Here is a 16,555-nt window from a genome sequence, read left to right as displayed (position 1 = left end):
CCCCCGAGTGACCGCATCATCGTGGCTGCTGGTGGCCCTCCCCGGTCTCGGCGCGCTGATCCTGCTGCTGGCGGGTAAGCGGGCCAAGGCATGGGGGCATCTGCTCGGCTCGGCCACCGTCACGCTGGCCTTCGTCTACGGCCTGATCCTGTTCTTCACCGCGAACACCGGCACCACGACGGACACCAAGCTGTACTCGTGGATCCCGGCCGGCGCGCTGCAGATCGACTTCGGCCTGCGGATCGACGCGCTGTCGCTGACGTTCGTGCTGCTCATCACCGGCGTCGGCATGCTGATCCACTTCTACTCGATCGGCTACATGTCCGACGACGAAGGCCGGTACCGCTTCTTCGCGTACCTGAACCTCTTCGTCGCGTCGATGCTGATCCTGGTGCTGGGCAACAGCTTCGTGACGCTGTACATGGGCTGGGAGGGCGTGGGTCTCGCGTCCTACCTGCTGATCGGCTGGTACCAGGGCCGCCCGTCCGCCGCGACCGCGGCGAAGAAGGCGTTCTTGATGAACCGCGTCGGGGACGTCGGGCTCGCGCTGGCGATCTTCATCATGTTCAAGTACGCGGGTTCGACCGGCTACGCCGAAGTGTTCAAGGCGGTCGGCGACGGCAAGTTCTCGCCGGGTGCGATCACCGCGATGGCGATCCTGCTCCTGCTGGGTGCCTGCGGTAAGTCCGGCCAGTTCCCGCTGCAGGCGTGGCTCCCGGACGCGATGGAGGGCCCGACCCCGGTGTCGGCCCTGATCCACGCGGCGACGATGGTGACCGCGGGTGTCTACCTGGTGGCCCGGTCGAAGGACATCTTCAACGCCACCGAGGACGGCAGGCTGATCGTCACCCTGGTCGGCGCGGTGACGCTGCTCCTGGGGTGCATCATCGGCTGCGCCTACGACGACATCAAGAAGGTCCTCGCGTACTCGACGGTCAGCCAGATCGGCTACATGATGCTGGCGGTCGGCCTCGGCCCGGGCGTCTACGCGCTGGGCATCATGCACCTGGTCGCGCACGGCTTCTTCAAGGCCGGGCTGTTCCTCGGGGCCGGTTCGGTCATGCACGCGATGAACGACGAAGTCGACATGCGCAAGTTCGGCGGCCTCTTCAAGAAGCTGCCGATCACCTTCGTCACCTTCGGTCTCGGCTACCTCGCGCTGATCGGCTTCCCGCTCCTGTCGGGCTTCTACACGAAGGACGCCATCATCGAGGCGGCCTTCGGCCAGGAAGCCTGGCGTGGCTGGGTGTTCGGTCTCGCCACGCTGATCGGCGCGGGCCTCACCGCGTTCTACATGACCCGGCTGATGATGATGACCTTCTTCGGCAAGGCGCGGTGGGAGAACCTCAAGTCCGCCGACGGGCACGACTTCCACCCGCACGAGGCCAAGCCGATCATGTGGGTCCCGATGGCCATCCTGGCCGTCGGCTCGGTCGGCGCCGGCGCGTTCTTCGCGATCGGCAACCGGTTCGCGACCTGGCTCACGCCCTCCGTCGGCGAGCTGGCGGAGCACCACGAACACGGGGTGCTCGCCGCGAGCCTCGTCCCGTGGCTGACGGTCGGGCTCTCGCTGGTGGGTGCGCTCATCGCGGTCCTGATCTTCCGTCGTGACGTCCCGGTCGAACAGCCCCAGCGGGTCTCGTTCGTCACCCGGGCCGCGCGCAAGGACCTGTACGGCAACGCCCTCAACGAGACGCTGGTCGCCCGCCCGGGCACCTGGCTCTCGCGGGCGCTGGTGTTCGTCGACAACCGCGGCGTCGACGGCGCGGTCAACGGCCTGGCCGCCGGACTCGGCGGCGGGTCCGGCCGGTTGCGGCGGCTGCAGACCGGCTTCGTCCGGTCGTACGCGCTGTCGATGCTGGGCGGCACGTTCCTGCTTCTGGCGGCTCTCCTGCTGGTGAGGTTCTCCTGATGACCTGGTTGCTCATCCTCATCCTGGTGCCGCTCGCCGGCTCCCTGGTGCTGGCGTTCCTCAAGGGGAACGACCGCGCCGCGGTGCTGGCCGCGCTCGGGTTCTCGATCCTCGAGTTCGTGCTGGTGATCCCGTTCTGGCTCAGCTACCACGCGGCCGGCCCCCGGCTGCAGATGACGTCGAGCTTCGACTGGATCCCGACGTTCGGCGTGCACATCGCGTTCGGCACCGACGGCATCGCGCTGATCATGATCGCGGTGATCGCGCTGCTGGTGCCGATCGTCGTCGGCGGCCTCGGCACGATGGACAAGCTCCCGCCGGGGCGCAGCGCGGGCGGGTTCCTGTCGCTGATCCTGCTGCAGGAGGCGCTCACGATCGGCGTGTTCGCCGCGACCGACGTCTTCCTGTTCTACGTGCTGTTCGAGATCATGCTGATCCCGATGTACTTCCTGATCGGTGGCTACGGCGGCGCGAACCGGCAGTACGCGGCGGTGAAGTTCTTCCTGTACTCGTTCCTCGGCGGCCTGATCATGCTGGCCTCGGCGATCGGGGCGTACTCGCTGGCGGCGGACAAGCTCGGCAAGGGCACGTTCGACTGGGCCACGCTGGTGACGGTGGTGCGCGAGGCGCCGCTGTCCACGCAGATCTGGCTGTTCCTCGGGTTCTTCCTGGCGTTCGCGATCAAGGCGCCGCTGGTGCCGTTCCACACCTGGCTGCCGGACGCGGCGGGGGAGGCGCCGATCGGCGTCGCCGTCCTGCTGGTCGGCATCCTGGACAAGGTCGGCACGTTCGGCTTCCTGCGCTACTGCCTGCCGATGTTCCCGGACGCGAGCAAGACGCTGGCGCCGCTGGTGCTGGTGCTCTCGGTGATCGGTGTCCTCTATGGATCCATCCTCGCCGCGGGGCAGCGGGACATGAAGCGGTTCATCGCCTACGTCTCGATCGCCCACTTCGGCTTCATCTCGCTGGGCATCTTCACGTTCAACGAGCAGGCGATGATCGGCTCGGCGACGTACATGCTGAACCACAGCCTGGCGACCGGCATGCTGATCGTGGTGATCGGTCTGGTGATCGCCCGCGGCGGGTCGTCGAAGATCTCCGACTACGGCGGCATGGCGAAGGTGACCCCGCTGCTGGCCGGGCTGTTCCTGCTCGCCGGCCTGTCGACGCTTTCGCTGCCGGGCACCAACTCCTTCGTCTCGGAGTTCCTGGTGCTCATCGGGTCCTTTGTGGACCAGCCGGTGTACACGATCCTCGCCACGGTGGGCATGGTCCTGGCCGCGGCGTACGTCCTGTGGCTCTACCAGCGGGTCTTCCAGGGCCCGGTCCGCGGTGACGCGCTCGTCGGCGTCGGCGGGGGCCCGGGCACGGCGATCGCGCCGGAACTGGGCGCCAAGAAGGCCATCCGCGACCTCGACGGTCGTGAGATCGCGATCCTCGCGCCGCTGGTCGTGCTGATCATCGTCCTCGGCTTCTACCCGAAGCCGGTGCTCGACACAGTCACCCCGACGGTGCAGCAGACGCTGTCCGCGGTCCAGGGAGGCAAGTAAAAGTGCTCGACATCCTCCTGACCCAGGCGGAGCCCCCGATCGCGACGCCGTCGGTCGACTACCCGGCGGTGCTGCCGGTGCTGATCGTCTTCGGCGCGGCGTGCGTCAGCGTGCTGGTCGAGGCGTTCGCGGCGAAGCGCTCGCGGTTCGGTATCCAGGTGGTCCTGAGCCTGGCGTCGATCGTCGCGGCCGGCGTCAGCCTGGTCATCTACGCGACGGGCAGCGCGCCGGCGGGCGGCGTGACGACGTTCAGCGGCGCGATCTCGATCGACCGCCCGGCCCTGTTCCTCTGGGGCACGCTGCTGGCGCTGGCGGTCGGCGCGGTGCTGCTGATTTCGGACCGCGTGGTCGAGCCGGGCGGCGCGCTGGTCGCCCAGGCGAGCATCCGCCCGGGCACGGTCCAGGACCGCGCCCAGACGGCGACGGTGATGCAGACCGAGGTGTTCCCGCTGACGCTGTTCGCCCTCGGCGGCATGATGGCCTTCACCGCGGCGAACGACCTGCTGACGATGTTCATCGCGCTGGAGGTGCTGTCCCTCCCGCTGTACCTGATGTGCGGCCTCGCGCGTCGCCGCCGTCTCCTGTCCCAGGAGGCGGCGGTCAAGTACTTCCTGCTGGGCGCGTTCTCGTCGGCGTTCTTCCTGTACGGGTTGGCCCTGCTGTACGGCTACGCGAACTCGGTGAAGCTGGGCGACATCGCGGCCGCGGCGGCCGGTTCGGACCGTTCGGACACGCTCCTGTTCGCGGGCCTCGGCCTCCTGGTGGTCGGCCTGCTGTTCAAGGGTTCGGTCGGCCCGTTCCACACCTGGACCCCGGACGTGTACCAGGGAGCCCCGACGCCGGTGACGGCGTTCATGGCGGCGTGCACGAAGGTGGCGGCGTTCGGCGGCATCCTGCGGGTGCTGTCGGTGGCGTTCTCGTCGACGTCGTGGGAGTGGCGCGGAGTCCTCTGGGGTGTGGCGATCATCTCGATGGTGATCGGTGCGGTGCTGGGCCTGACCCAGACGGACGTGAAGCGCATGGTGGCGTACTCGTCGATCGCCCACGCGGGCTTCCTGCTGGTGGGCGCGATCGCGATGACTCGCGATGGCTTGTCGAGCACGCTCTTCTACCTGCTGGCGTACGGCTTCACGACGCTGGCGGCGTTCGGCGTGATCAGCCTGGTCCGCGATTCCTCGGGCGAGGCGACGCACCTGTCGGCGTGGGCGGGTCTCGCCAAGCGCTCGCCGTTGCTGGCGGGCGTCTTCACGTTCCTGCTGCTGGCGTTGGCGGGCATTCCGTTGACGTCCGGTTTCGTCGGCAAGTTCGTGGTGTTCTCGGCAGCGCTGTCCGACGGAATGGCGCCGCTGGTGGTGGTGGCCCTGGTGTTCAGCGCGGTGGCGGCGTTCTTCTACCTCCGCGTGATCGTGCTGATGTACTTCTCCGAGCCGGCGGCGGACGGACCCTCGGTTTCGGTCCCGGGCTTCGGCACGGGAACGGCGATCTTCCTGGGTACCGCGGTGACGTTGGTGCTGGGCCTGGCTCCGGCGTTCGCTCTGGGCTGGGCGAGTTCGGGCGGTTTCGCTTTCTGAGGTTTTCCCTTCGGCCGCCACCCTGGTTTTATCGGGGGTGGCGGCCGAGTTTTTGGCTCAGTTGCCGCGGAGCACCGGGCAGGACACTGATGTAGCCGTCGTCGAGCGCGATCCCTACGCGGCCTTCTTCGAGGTCCAGGTAGCTGACGGTGGTGTCGTGGGCGTGAAGCTGCCCGATGCCGAGGTGGGGTCGCTGGAGAAGGGCGTCGAGCTCCTGCACTTCGCGGCTGCGGTCTTCGTCGAAGATGTCGCTTTCTTTGGCCTGGAACTCTTCCTGCGGCACCGAGAAGGGCTTGATGCCGGCCGGCTTGCAGGGCGGAAGCTTCGAGACGAGGGCGTCGGCGGGGTGGGTGTCGACGCTCTCGAGTTCGACGTAGTCCGCGCGGCAGACAAGGCTGACGGCGGTACGGCTGCGTTTTGCGATCAGGACGCCGATTTGCCCGGCGGTGTTTCGTGCGTGAGCGACGAATTGTTCGCCGGGGTGGTCGATGAGGTGGAGGACGTCTTCGAATTCGGGGGTGAAGCCGTCGCCTTGGATGAAGCCGAAGGGGCTGAGTTCTTCGAAGGCTTCCCGGTTCATTCTCGGGGTGGCGGAGGGCGGGATGTAGCGAAGCCCCTTCGCGAGGACGGGGTGCGGGTCACCGCCGCCGACGTTGCGCATGGCGGTGAGGAGGGTGGTGAGGGAGAAGGTGGCGATCATTTTTCTTTTCGCCGATCACCGGGGGCATGGGCTTTTCGATGAAGCCGCCGAAGGTTTCGTCCGGATCGGGGTTTTGCAGGTAGGGGGCTTTTTTCTTTTCGCGGTCTTCTTCTTTACCGCCGCGGCCGTTGACGGGGGCGCCCATGGGGAGGCCGTTGGCGCCTCGTGGGCCGGCGGTGGCGCGGGTGGGGCTGGGGAGGCGTTCCTCGGGGAGGCGGGCGCCGGTGGCGTTGCCGGGGGTGCGTGTGCCGGGCAGGTTCGTGCCTGGTTTACCTAGCCCGGTTCCCGTGTTGGTTCCCGTGTTGGTTCCTGCCCCGTTTCCTGGCCCGGTGCCGGTGCCGGTGCCGGTTCCCGTGCTGTAGTACCCGCTGCCGGTCCCGGGCCCGAAGTCACCCGAGAAGCTACCCCCGCCGGACCAGCCCCCGGACTGCCCGGTAGGCCCGAAAACATACCCACCCTGAGCGACGGGCGGCGTGGGGACATAGCTGTCAGCGTGGGTGGTACCGGCGTTCCCCGGCTGTGACGGCTGAAAGCTGCTGGGCGGCTGGACGGGTTTCAGCGCCTGATCCTGGCTCACAGGCCGATTCGCCGTCTGATCCCGGACGTCGTCGGTGGTCTGACTGGTGACCCGATCGGTGACGTGGTCCTGCCCGGGCCGGAAGGTCTCTCGGTCTTGCGAAGGCACCTGGGTATCCCGCGCCCAATCACCGGTATCGCTGGGCCCGGACCGACCAGTCATGGAAACGGGCGAACCGGAGTCCCGAAGCTCGGCGTATTGAGCGGGCATCTGCCCACCATTGTCAGTGGAGGCGGAGTGATAGGCCCGAAAGGCATCAATGTTCCCTTGGCTATCAGCCTGCCACCCGGCAACCTTGGAGGTGTACGAATCCCACCCATGCCCGGTGAGAACATTCCGAACATCATCGATATCGAGCTCAGGAGGCTGAGCAGCAACAGGCTTGACGGAGTACTTGGCAGTCCCAAAGGCATCCATCTGAGCCCCAACAGCCCCCTGAGCATTCCGAAGATGAACAGCATCATCAGCGGCGGCTTGAACGAGAGGAAGGGTGGCATCGGCGGCAGCGTCTCCGGCACGTCCTCGCCACCCGGACATGGTCTTGGCCCGAAGGGCACTGATCCGCTGAGCCCGTTCAACCATCCGATCGGTCAACTGACTGGCACCATCATGGGCGTCGGCCAGCGAGTTAATACCCTCGCCCCCGGTGATCTGCTCGTAGATCTGTGCCGCTGTCAACGGTCCTTCGGTAGCCATCATTTCCCTCCGCGGAGGTTGCTCAGGACATACGAGGCGACACCACGAGCTGCTTCGCATGGATCCTTTTTGCCGATGTTCTCTTCGGACTGAGTAACGCCGACGTCCACAGTCTGTTTGTCGCTCGTTCCTATCGCGATTTGGCAGCCACCTCGGCTGGCTCGGTCGTCAACGAGGCCGTAGGCGACCACCGGGTAACCGTCGACAGGTTCCAGAGGTAGGAAGAATTTGTACTTGGCCTGATAAACCCCGGTCAGACCGCGATCGTTGACCTTGTTGAAGATCACGAGTACGGCGGCTTGGGTAACCTGCGGTGGGTGGACGCTACAGCTGGGACCGCCGGGAGCGTTGAATACCGCCTTCGGCGTTACGCCGGCCCCAAGGAGTTCGTTGACCTGAATCGAGGTCAACGAGTCGCATGGTGCCTGCGCGAAGCGGCTGATATCGATCGGAACGTCGACCTTCGGCACGCCTGGGCCCGGTAGGTGATCGCTGGGAGTCGCAGCCGTCACGGAACTCGAGTTCGAGGGCGACGCAGTTCCAGTGGTGATTGCAGTGCATGCGCTGAGGAGCATCAGTGATGCGCAGAGTGGAGGAAGGACGCGGCGCATCAGAGACTGCCTGCAGTTGGCTTCAAATCCGCGACGCTGGCCTCTTCCGTGGCCGCGTATTTACCCAAAGCCGTCTTGCACCGCTGTGCCATCGAGCGACAGTACTGTGCCCGTGCGACAAGGGTCTCGTACAAGGCATCGCCGGATGCCCTCACGCGTTCGGCATTGCCATTGCTGGCGTATTCCGCGCCGGGTCCTTGGGCCCGCTGCAGCAGAGCGGCCCTGTTGAGGTCGTCTTCGAACTCGTTCGCCAGGTCGTTCCACTCGTGCATCAGGGCTCGCAGCGTCTCCTCGTCGTACTCGAACCCCGCGCCACCGTCCCCGCCCCCATAGGACCCCGGCACCGGCACCCCGTTCGGCCCCGGCAGTTGCCAATCCGGCTCATAACTCGGTCCCTCAGGCACGCCGCACCACCGTCGTCATCAGCTCTCCCCTAGCTTGCAGTGTGCTGCCTCCCGAGCACCCTGCGTATCCGACGCCGCCGACCTTACCAAAGTTCCCCCTCCGGAAAACCGAGGTCACGAGGGCCGCGGCGGTCCTCTCGGTGCTCTCCCAAGCCGCGGCCCTCGTGACGTCCGGACCCACCCCTCCATGACTGAATATCCGCCCGCCGGAGACGTCCGTTGCGTCCGGAATCTCCGGTCACCCTTTCGGGGATTGGGAACCACCCGGTGGGTGGGGGCGGCGGGTGTCATGTTCGTCACCGTTTCCGCTGGACAGCGGGTAAACGACCGCGCGAGGTTGCCACTACGCTCAAGAGGCAACCCGACCGGTGCACGAGTAGAGCGGAGCCGACGTGTCTGTGCCAACCCCAGCCCCCGGGGCGGGATCCCTCCCCGCTGCGCCGGGCGGCGCCCTCGACGACCTGCGGGCGTCGGTCGGGCTGCAGATCGCCGACGAAGCCCTGCTGCGGTCCATCGCCGGTGGGCTGGCCGAGGTCGAGAAGCTGCTGCGTGACGTCGTCCGCAGTGACGTCCAGGCCGTCAACGACGCCGCCCTGCACCTGGTCGAGGCCGGGGGCAAACGCTTCCGTCCCCTCTTCACGCTGCTGTCCGCGCAGTTCGGCCCCAAGCAGGACGACCACGTCGTGATCGCCGCCGCCGCGGTCGAGCTGGTGCACCTGGCCACGCTCTACCACGACGACGTCATGGACGAGGCCGACATGCGCCGCGGCGCCGAGAGCGTCAACGCCCGGTGGGACAACACCATCGCCATCCTGACCGGCGACTTCCTCTTCGCGCACGCCTCGCGCCTGGTCGCCGACCTCGGCACCGACGCCGCGCGGATCATCGCCGAGACCTTCGGCGAGCTGGTCACCGGCCAGATGCGCGAGACCGTCGGCCCCGGCCCGGGTGACGACGCCGTCGCGCACTACCTCACCGTGATCGCGCAGAAGACCGGCTCGCTGATCGCCACGTCCGGGCGGTTCGGCGGCATGATGTCCGGCGCCGCCGAGCAGCACATCGAGGCGCTGCGCCGGTTCGGCGACATCATCGGCACCGCGTTCCAGATCTCCGACGACATCATCGACATCGCGTCGCCGTCCGACGAGCTCGGCAAGGCGCAGGGCACCGACCTGCGCGAAGGCGTCCGGACGCTGCCGATGCTGTACGCGCTGGCCGACCCGGAGACCGACCCGCGGCTCACCGAGCTGCTGTCCGGCCCGATCGCCGACGACGCGCTCGTGCAGGAGGCGCTGGACCTGCTGCGCGTCAGTAGCGGACTCGATCGAGCACGCGTCACCCTTTCCGACTACGCTCAGCGCGCGCGAGCCGAGCTCACCGCGCTGCCCGCGTCACCCGCCCGGGACGCCTGCGAGTCGGTGGCCGACTACCTGGTCGCGCGTACGCGCTGATGCACTAAACAGGGGCAGGGAAAGATGTCCATATTCGGACAGGTCTGGCTGTGGAGCCTGGCGGCGTTCTTCGTCGGGGCAGTCCTCGCCTGGCTGGTGCTCGTGCTGCCGCTCCGCAAGAGCGTCCGCAAGCTGGAGAGCGCGCTGGCGCAAGCCCACGCCGACGCCGCGCGCACCCCGGCCAACGCGGGCGTCGAGGCGTTCTCCCGGCCGGAGCCGCGCTTCGAGCCGGAGCCGTCGCGCCAGGAGACCTCCTACCCCGGCACGCTGGTCGCCGCGCCGCCGATCCACCGCGACGACGTCCACGACGACATCGACCAGGACTTCGCCGAGCTGGACGCGCAGGTGCCCACGCGGGTGCCGCCGGAGCCCGAGCCGGAACCCCAGCCTGAGCCCGAGCTCGACGAGGACGACCCCTACCGGACCGCGGCCACCCAGTTCCTGACGCCGGAGCAGGAAGACGGTTACGAAGCTCCGGGGACCGAGTACCTGGTCCCCGACGAGGAGCCCGAGCCCGTTTCGCCGGCCCTCTCGCGGCTGGAGCAGCACGACTCCGACTCGTCGGCGGGCTCGCTGTTCCAGACCCCGGGGGAGGAGACGCCCGACTGGTTCGACCACGAGCCGCGGTCCCAGCGGTCGGCGTTCGAGGAGCCGGTGGAGCGCACGCGGTACATCGGCGAGCACCCCGGTTCGGTGCGCAAGGACGAACCGGAGGAGCCCGAGCCGCCGCAGTACGCCTTCGGGGGTGACGTCACCGACGGCGAGCTCGACGTGCCGGCGGAGACCCCGGCCGAGGCGACGCAGGTGCTGCCGAAGCGCCAGCCGCGCGAGGCGGTGCGCGGCGGGTTCGACGCGCCGCAGCCGATCCAGCCGTCGATGCGCACGGTCGAGCGGCGCGAGCCCGACCTGTCCGGCGCGCACAGCGGCTCGCTGTTCGAGCCGTCGGTGCAGCCGAACCAGGCGGCCGCCGGCATCGCGGCGCCCGAGCCGCCTCCCGCGCGGCAGGCGGCGGGCGACTCGGTGCCGCCGGGGCCCTTCGGTCCCGGTTCGGCGATGCCGCGCCCGGGTGGCGGGGCGCCCAGTGACAGCTTCGCCGTGAAGGCCAGCGTCACGGCGTTGCGCTACTGCACCGAGGAATCGACGCAGTTCCCGAAGATGGTGGCCGAGGTGTGGTTCCGGACCGCCGAGGACGCCGAACGGGTCGGGTTCCGGCCGCTCAGCTGAGTTCCTGGAACAGGACGAGCGTGGCACCGCCGGGATCGGCGGCCCAGCCACACGACCTGAAACCTAGGACGTGTGTCCCAAATAGGGCAACCCCGGAAACGCCGAAGGCCGCCACGCACCGGGCGTGGCGGCCTTCGTCAAGACGGAACTACGCGACCGTCCAGGTGTCCTTGCCGCGCAGGAGCGCCTGCAGGTCCGGCGTGCGGGCCGCGCGGGCCTCCTCGACCTGGGCGCGGGCGCCGTCGTCGTACGTCGGGCGCTCGACCTGGCGGAGAATGCCCGTCGGGACGTGGTTGAGGTTCTGGTCGCCCAGGCGGGACAACGCGAACGCGTACGACGTGTCCACGATCGCCGGGTCGTGCACCACGATGTTGTCCTCGCCGATGTCGGCGACCTTGGCGACGTCCAGACCGCCCCAATCGCCGCGCTTCACGCCGAACTCCTGGTTCGGGCCGAAGCGGATCGGCTCGCCCGCGCGCAGCGGGATCAGGCGGGCGGCAGCTTCATCGGCGTCCTTCAGGACGTCGAACGCGCCGTCGTTGAAGATCGGGCAGTTCTGGTAGATCTCCACCAGGGCCGAGCCGCGGTGCTGCGCCGCGGCCTGCAGGACCTCGGTCAGGCCCTTGCGGTCGGAGTCCATCGCGCGGCCCACGAACGACGCTTCCGCGCCGATCGCCAGCGACAGCGGGTTGAACGGGGTGTCCACCGATCCCATCGGGGTGGACTTGGTGACCATGCCCTGCCCGGACGTCGGGGAGTACTGGCCCTTGGTCAGCCCGTAGATCCGGTTGTTGAACAGCAGGATCTTGATGTTCACGTTGCGGCGCAGCGCGTGGATCAGGTGGTTGCCGCCGATGGACAGCGCGTCGCCGTCACCGGTGACGACCCACACCGACAGGTCCGGGCGCGTGGTGGCCAGGCCGGTCGCGATCGACGGCGCGCGGCCGTGGATCGAGTGCATGCCGTAGGTGTTCAGGTAGTACGGGAACCGCGACGAGCAGCCGATGCCCGAGATGAACACGATGTTCTCGCGCTTGAGGCCGAGCGTCGGCAGGAAGGACTGGACCGCGTTCAGCACGACGTAGTCGCCGCAGCCGGGGCACCAGCGGACCTCCTGGTCCGACTTGTAGTCCTTGGCCTTCTGCGGCTCGTCGGTGGTGGGTACAAGGTCCAGGCCGCCGACGGTGGGGAGCCCGATGTCGATTGCGGTCACTTCGCCGCCTCCGTAGCAACGCTGGTGATGATCTCCGAGAAGACGTTCTGCAGTTCTTCGGCCATGAACGCCATCCCGGCGACCTTCGTGTGCGAGTGGACGTCGACCAGGTACTTCGCGCGCAGCAGCAGCGCGAGCTGGCCCAGGTTCATCTCCGGCACCACGACCTTGTCGTAGCTGCGCAGGATGTCGCCGAGGTTGGCCGGCAGCGGGTTGAGGTGCCGCAGGTGCGCCTGCGCGATCGGCAGGCCGAGCTTGCGCACGCGCCGGCAGGCCGCGCCGATCGGGCCGAACGACGAACCCCAACCCAGCGCCAGGACGCGCGCCTTGCCGCCGGAGGGATCGTCGACGACGAGATCGGGGACGTCGATGCCGTCGATCTTCGCCTGCCGCAGCCGGACCATCTTGTCGTGGTTGGCCGGGTCGTAGGAGATGTGGCCGGTCTTGTCGGCCTTCTCCAGCCCGCCGATGCGGTGCTGCAGCCCCGGGGTGCCGGGGATCGCCCAGGCGCGGGCGAGCGTCTCGGGGTCGCGGACGTACGGCCAGAATTCGCCGGAGTCGTTTTCCGCGTTGGGCTCGGTCGCGAACTCGACCCGCAGGTCGGGCAGCGTTTCGACGTCCGGGATCAGCCACGGCTCGGAGCCGTTCGCGATCGCGCCGTCGGAGAGCAGCAGCACCGGGGTGCGGTACTTCAGCGCGATCCTGGTGGCCTCGACGGCCGCGTCGAAGCAGTCCGCCGGCGACAGCGGCGCGACGATCGGGACCGGCGATTCGCCGTTGCGGCCGAACATCGCCTGCAGCAGGTCGGCCTGCTCGGTCTTGGTCGGCAGGCCGGTGGACGGGCCACCGCGCTGGACGTCGATGACGACCAGCGGCAGCTCCACCATCACGCCGAGGCCGACGGCTTCGGACTTCAGCGCGACACCCGGCCCGGACGTCGAGGTGACGCCGAGCGCGCCGCCGTAGGACGCGCCGAGCGCGGCGCCGATGCCGGCGATCTCGTCTTCGGCCTGGAAGGTGATGATGCCGAAGTTCTTGTGCTTGGACAGCTCGTGGAGGATGTCCGACGCCGGCGTGATCGGGTAGGTGCCGAGCAGGATCTGCAGGCCGGAGCGCTGCCCGGCGGCCACGATCCCGTAGGCGAGCGCGGTGTTGCCGGTGATCTGCCGGTAGGTGCCCTGGGTCAGCTTCGCCGGGGCGACCTGGAACGTCGTCGCGAACGACTCGGTCGTCTCGCCGTAGTTCCAGCCCGCCCGGAAGGCGAGGATGTTCGCCTCGGCGATGTCCGGCTTCTTCGCGAACTTCTCGCGCAGGAACCGCTCGGTGCCCTCGGTCGGCCGGTGGTACATCCACGACAGCAGGCCGAGCGCGAACATGTTCTTGCAGCGCTCGGCGTCCTTCTTGCCGAGGCCGGTGTCGGCGAGCGCGCCCTGGGTCAGGGTCGACATGGCGACCCGGTGCACCTGGTACGGCGCGAGGGTGTCGTCGTCCAGCGGGTCCGTCGCGTAGCCGACCTTGGTCAGGTTGCGCTTGATGAACTCGTCGGTGTTCAAGATGATCGTGCCGCCGTGCGGGACGTCGGCGAGGTTCGCCTTGAGGGCGGCCGGGTTCATCGCCACCAGCACGTCCGGCCGGTCGCCGGGGGTGAGGATGTCATAGTCGGCGAAGTGCACCTGGAAGCTGGAGACGCCGGGGATGGTGCCCTGCGGCGCGCGGATCTCGGCGGGGAAGTTCGGCATCGTCGACAGGTCGTTGCCGAACGCGGCGGCTTCGGACGTGAAGCGGTCGCCGGTCAGCTGCATGCCGTCACCCGAGTCGCCCGCGAACCGGATGACCACCCGGTCCAGCTTGCTGATCTCGGTCGGCCTGGTTGCGGCGAGCGAGCCGTGGCCAGCGCCGTTGCCGTTCGCACTCGTGCTCATGGGTCAGGGATTCCCTCTCTCCCGACGGTACGGCTTCCGTTCGCCTGCCGGTGCCGCGGCTGCGCTCACCAGGTGTACTCCCGAGGTTAGCTCGCCCCCAACACCGATGTTGGTAGTGTCCCGGCTGTTGGGCGACCTCATCGGTGCTCTCTCATGTCTCTTCGCTGGTCCGCCAGATACCTGTAACCGATGGTAACGGGTAGCCGTGGTGGTGCGTTGTGATGCGTGTCTCCCGAGCACGGTAAGACTTCCGGCTCGAATCACGACCGAGAACGGATCCGGGCCCGCATCAGGGAAAGCCGCTCGGCGAACTCCGGCGAGGCGAGCGACGCCAGCTGCGGCGTGATCTCGACGTCGACGGCGTCGGCGTGCGCCGCCAGGCCCGCGGTGGTGCGCAGGCTGCGCTTGGTGGCGATCAACGCCTCGCGCGGCGCGGCGACGGCGGGGTGAGCGAGCTCACGCGCGGCGGTCAGCAGTTCGTCATGGCCGCCGTCGACCACGCGCAACGCCAGCCCGGCGCGCACCGCGGCTCCGGCGTCCAGTGGCTGCCCGAACAACGTCATCGCGGCGGCCTGCTGCGGGCCGGCGAGCCGCTGCGTCATCCAGGTCATCCCGCCGCCGGGGTGCAGCCCGAGCTCGAGGAACCGGGCGACGAACTTGGCCCGCGGCCCGGCCAGCCGCACGTCGGCGGCGAGGGCGAGGTTCAGCCCGGCCCCCACGGCCGCACCCCCGACGGCGGCGATGGTCGGCAGCGCACAGCGCGCGACGGCGAGGAAGCCTTCGTAGATGGCGCGCAGGCCGGCTTCATCGGCCTCGGCGAGCGCGGCCAGGTCGGCCCCGGCGCAGAAGGCGGGCGGCGTCCCGGTGACGACGACGGCGTGCACGGACTCATCCCGTTCCGCAGCCTCGACGGCGGCGGCGAGCTGCGCGGAGAGTTCGAGGGTCAGCGCGTTGCGGCTGCCGGGAGCGTCGACGGTCAGCAGGGCGACGCCGCCGGCGTGCTCGGTGACGATGCTGTCGGTCATGGGCTCAGGGTGGCACGGTCGGGTGGTGGCGGGTTCTTGGGGGACGAGCCGGGGTGCTGGTCAGGGGCATCGTCGTGGCGGGCAACCTGCCGGCGGTGCGGGCTCTGGGCGGCTGAGGGTGGGCCGCCGCCGGAACTGCCGATGAACTGGCGTGGCTCGTCGCAGGTCAGCCGCGCCGGGTGGGGTGGTAGGTCAGGACCTGTGTGTGGCCGTGTTGTGGTTGGCGTAGCCGTCGAGCGTGGAGAAGATGTCGAAGGTGTAGGTCACGGTGTCTCCTCGGGGGGAAGCGGGCCAGGTCTCACCCTCCTACGAACAGCGCCGCCCTGATCCGACACCGGCGCTCACTGCTCCGGCGTCGGGGGCCTCTCCAGCAGCCGCGAGAGCACCACCGTCGACACCGTCCGGTCCACTATCTCCAGCCCGCGCAGGCGCTCCAGCGCCGTCTCCAGGTGGTGGATGTCCGCCGCCCGCAGGTGGACGATCGCGTCCGCCGCGCCCGAGACCGTGTACGCCGCCACCACCTCCGGCAGCGGTTCGAGGCGCGCCCGGATGCGGGCCGGCGTGATGTTGCCCTGGCACGTGACCTCGACGAACGCCTCCGTTCCCCAGCCCAGGGCCTCCGGGTCGACCACCGCCGTGAAGCCGCGCAGGATGCCCGTTTCGAGCAGCCGGTCGACCCGCCGTTTCACCGCCGGCGCCGACAGCCCGACCACCTTGCCGATCTCCGCGTAGCTGGAGCGCGCGTTCGCCACGAGACACGAAACGATTCGCTGGTCGATGGTGTTCACACGCAACATCTAGCACAGATACGCGCAGCGAACAGCGATTGATTGCGATATTAGGCGCCCCTTACCCTGCAATCATGCAGGCGATGCGCGTACCGACCACCCGTCGATACCTGATGTGTTCCCCGCGTCACTTCGCGGTGGATTACGTGATCAACCCGTGGATGGACCCGACCCAGCCGGTCAGCGCCGACGTCGCCGTCGCGCAGTGGACCGAGCTGCGCGACACCTACCGCCGCCTCGGCCACACCGTCGAGGAGATCGAGCCCCAGCCCGGCCTGCCCGACATGGTCTTCGCCGCCAACTCCGGCACCGTCGTCGACGGGCGCGTGCTCGGCTCGCGGTTCCGCGCGCCGCAGCGGGCCGCCGAGGCCGAGCACTTCCGCCGCTGGTTCGTCGAGCACGGCTACCGCGACATCACCATGCCGGAGAAGATCAACGAGGCCGAGGGCGACTTCGCCTGGACCGGCGCGCTGCTGCTCGCCGGCACCGGCTTCCGCACCGACCCGGCCGCGCACGCCGAGGCGCAGGAGGTCCTCGGCGTCCCGGTGGTCTCGCTGCAGCTGGTCGACCCGCGCTACTACCACCTCGACACGGCCCTGTTCGTGCTGGCCGAGGCGACGGACTCGACCCGCGCGCACATCGCCTACTACCCGGACGCGTTCTCGGCGGGCTCGCGCCGCGTGCTCGAGCGCCTGTTCCCGGATGCGGTGCTCGCGACGCGGGAAGACGCCGAGTGTTTCGGCCTCAACGGCGTGTCCGACGGCCGCAACGTGGTGCTCCCGGTCGAGGCCACCCGGTTGGGTGAACTCCTCGCCGGGCGCGGTTACGAGCCGGTCTACGTCGACATCGCTGAGCTGCGGAAAGCCGGCGGCGGCCCCAAGTGCTGCACGCTGGAAATCCGCAAAGGCTAA

At 68.8% G+C, this 16,555-nt stretch carries 14 protein-coding genes; 6 read left to right on the top strand and 8 right to left on the bottom strand.

The genetic code is table 11. The features are described from left to right. Positions 1-7: 7 nt before the first annotated feature. The 3 genes from nuoL to nuoN are packed head-to-tail and all read left to right on the top strand — an operon-like array spanning position 8 to position 5,033. Positions 8-1,912: an NADH-quinone oxidoreductase subunit L gene (gene nuoL, locus C2L59_RS24430; RefSeq protein WP_103351835.1), complete on the top strand. Its 1,905-nt coding sequence runs from the start codon at positions 8-10 to the stop codon at positions 1,910-1,912. Beyond that, entirely contained in the window at positions 1,912-3,462 is a 1,551-nt protein-coding gene (locus tag C2L59_RS24425) for an NADH-quinone oxidoreductase subunit M (protein ID WP_103351834.1), read from the top strand. The genes nuoL and C2L59_RS24425 overlap by 1 nt, the downstream gene beginning before the upstream one ends. A 2-nt stretch (positions 3,463-3,464) precedes the next feature. After that, the gene (gene nuoN / locus C2L59_RS24420) at positions 3,465-5,033 is read left to right on the top strand and encodes an NADH-quinone oxidoreductase subunit NuoN (RefSeq protein ID WP_103351833.1); all 1,569 of its coding nucleotides are present in this window, start codon (positions 3,465-3,467) and stop codon (positions 5,031-5,033) included. 28 nt (positions 5,034-5,061) lie between these two features. On the opposite strand, the gene C2L59_RS24415 is transcribed toward nuoN, so the two are convergent. From C2L59_RS24415 to C2L59_RS24400, 4 genes are read right to left on the bottom strand one after another with little or no spacing between them, the layout of a single operon-like run. Next, complete coding sequence (locus C2L59_RS24415) at positions 5,062-5,733, bottom strand: ESX secretion-associated protein EspG (protein ID WP_103351832.1); 672 nt, start codon at positions 5,731-5,733, stop codon at positions 5,062-5,064. Further along, entirely contained in the window at positions 5,672-7,006 is a 1,335-nt protein-coding gene (locus C2L59_RS49155; protein ID WP_233223654.1) for a hypothetical protein, read from the bottom strand. The genes C2L59_RS24415 and C2L59_RS49155 overlap by 62 nt, the downstream gene beginning before the upstream one ends. Then, positions 7,006-7,581 (bottom strand): DUF3558 domain-containing protein, encoded by a 576-nt coding sequence (locus tag C2L59_RS24405; RefSeq protein ID WP_199199240.1) that lies wholly within the window; start codon positions 7,579-7,581, stop codon positions 7,006-7,008. The genes C2L59_RS49155 and C2L59_RS24405 overlap by 1 nt, the downstream gene beginning before the upstream one ends. A 35-nt stretch (positions 7,582-7,616) precedes the next feature. Next, positions 7,617-8,021, bottom strand: a complete 405-nt coding sequence (locus C2L59_RS24400; RefSeq protein ID WP_103351830.1) for a hypothetical protein — start codon at positions 8,019-8,021, stop codon at positions 7,617-7,619. Between the two features lie 398 nt (positions 8,022-8,419). Here C2L59_RS24400 and C2L59_RS24395 point away from each other — a divergent pair, with 398 nt between their 5' ends. Beyond that, complete coding sequence (locus C2L59_RS24395) at positions 8,420-9,472, top strand: polyprenyl synthetase family protein (protein ID WP_103351829.1); 1,053 nt, start codon at positions 8,420-8,422, stop codon at positions 9,470-9,472. Positions 9,473-9,496: 24 nt separating this feature from the next. Beyond that, a complete protein-coding gene (locus C2L59_RS24390) occupies positions 9,497-10,696 on the top strand; it encodes a hypothetical protein (RefSeq protein WP_103351828.1) in 1,200 nt (399 codons plus the stop codon). A gap of 148 nt (positions 10,697-10,844) precedes the next feature. Here C2L59_RS24390 and C2L59_RS24385 read toward each other — a convergent pair whose 3' ends face one another. The 4 genes from C2L59_RS24385 to C2L59_RS24370 form a co-directional block, all read right to left on the bottom strand. Then, positions 10,845-11,909 carry a 2-oxoacid:ferredoxin oxidoreductase subunit beta gene (locus C2L59_RS24385; protein WP_103351827.1) on the bottom strand — a complete coding sequence of 355 codons (1,065 nt, stop codon included), beginning with the start codon at positions 11,907-11,909 and terminating at the stop codon, positions 10,845-10,847. Next, entirely contained in the window at positions 11,906-13,831 is a 1,926-nt protein-coding gene (locus C2L59_RS24380; protein WP_103351826.1) for a 2-oxoacid:acceptor oxidoreductase subunit alpha, read from the bottom strand. Before C2L59_RS24380 ends, C2L59_RS24385 begins: the two co-directional genes overlap by 4 nt. A gap of 260 nt (positions 13,832-14,091) precedes the next feature. Then, on the bottom strand, positions 14,092-14,856 hold the full coding sequence (locus C2L59_RS24375) for an enoyl-CoA hydratase (protein ID WP_103351825.1): 765 nt from the start codon (positions 14,854-14,856) through the stop codon (positions 14,092-14,094). Positions 14,857-15,197: 341 nt separating this feature from the next. Further along, the gene (locus tag C2L59_RS24370) at positions 15,198-15,644 is read right to left on the bottom strand and encodes an Lrp/AsnC family transcriptional regulator (RefSeq protein WP_033261465.1); all 447 of its coding nucleotides are present in this window, start codon (positions 15,642-15,644) and stop codon (positions 15,198-15,200) included. Positions 15,645-15,718: 74 nt separating this feature from the next. On the opposite strand from C2L59_RS24370, the gene ddaH reads away from it, so the two are divergent. Next, positions 15,719-16,555 carry a dimethylargininase gene (gene ddaH, locus C2L59_RS24365; protein ID WP_103351824.1) on the top strand — a complete coding sequence of 279 codons (837 nt, stop codon included), beginning with the start codon at positions 15,719-15,721 and terminating at the stop codon, positions 16,553-16,555.

Source organism: Amycolatopsis sp. CA-128772 (genome assembly GCF_002904295.1).
Taxonomy (GTDB): domain Bacteria; phylum Actinomycetota; class Actinomycetes; order Mycobacteriales; family Pseudonocardiaceae; genus Amycolatopsis.
Note: the sequence above shows the minus strand (reverse complement) of the source record. Positions and strands in the feature narration are given on the sequence as shown.

Coding starts and splice junctions, on each gene's coding strand:
- C2L59_RS24425 (WP_103351834.1), top strand. CDS start 1,912: ATGACCTGGTTGCTCATCCTCATCCTGGTGCCGCTCGCCGGCTCCCTG.
- C2L59_RS24415 (WP_103351832.1), bottom strand. CDS start 5,733: ATGATCGCCACCTTCTCCCTCACCACCCTCCTCACCGCCATGCGCAAC.
- C2L59_RS49155 (WP_233223654.1), bottom strand. CDS start 7,006: ATGGCTACCGAAGGACCGTTGACAGCGGCACAGATCTACGAGCAGATC.
- C2L59_RS24405 (WP_199199240.1), bottom strand. CDS start 7,581: ATGCTCCTCAGCGCATGCACTGCAATCACCACTGGAACTGCGTCGCCC.
- C2L59_RS24390 (WP_103351828.1), top strand. CDS start 9,497: ATGTCCATATTCGGACAGGTCTGGCTGTGGAGCCTGGCGGCGTTCTTC.
- C2L59_RS24380 (WP_103351826.1), bottom strand. CDS start 13,831: ATGAGCACGAGTGCGAACGGCAACGGCGCTGGCCACGGCTCGCTCGCC.
- C2L59_RS24375 (WP_103351825.1), bottom strand. CDS start 14,856: ATGACCGACAGCATCGTCACCGAGCACGCCGGCGGCGTCGCCCTGCTG.
- ddaH (WP_103351824.1), top strand. CDS start 15,719: ATGCAGGCGATGCGCGTACCGACCACCCGTCGATACCTGATGTGTTCC.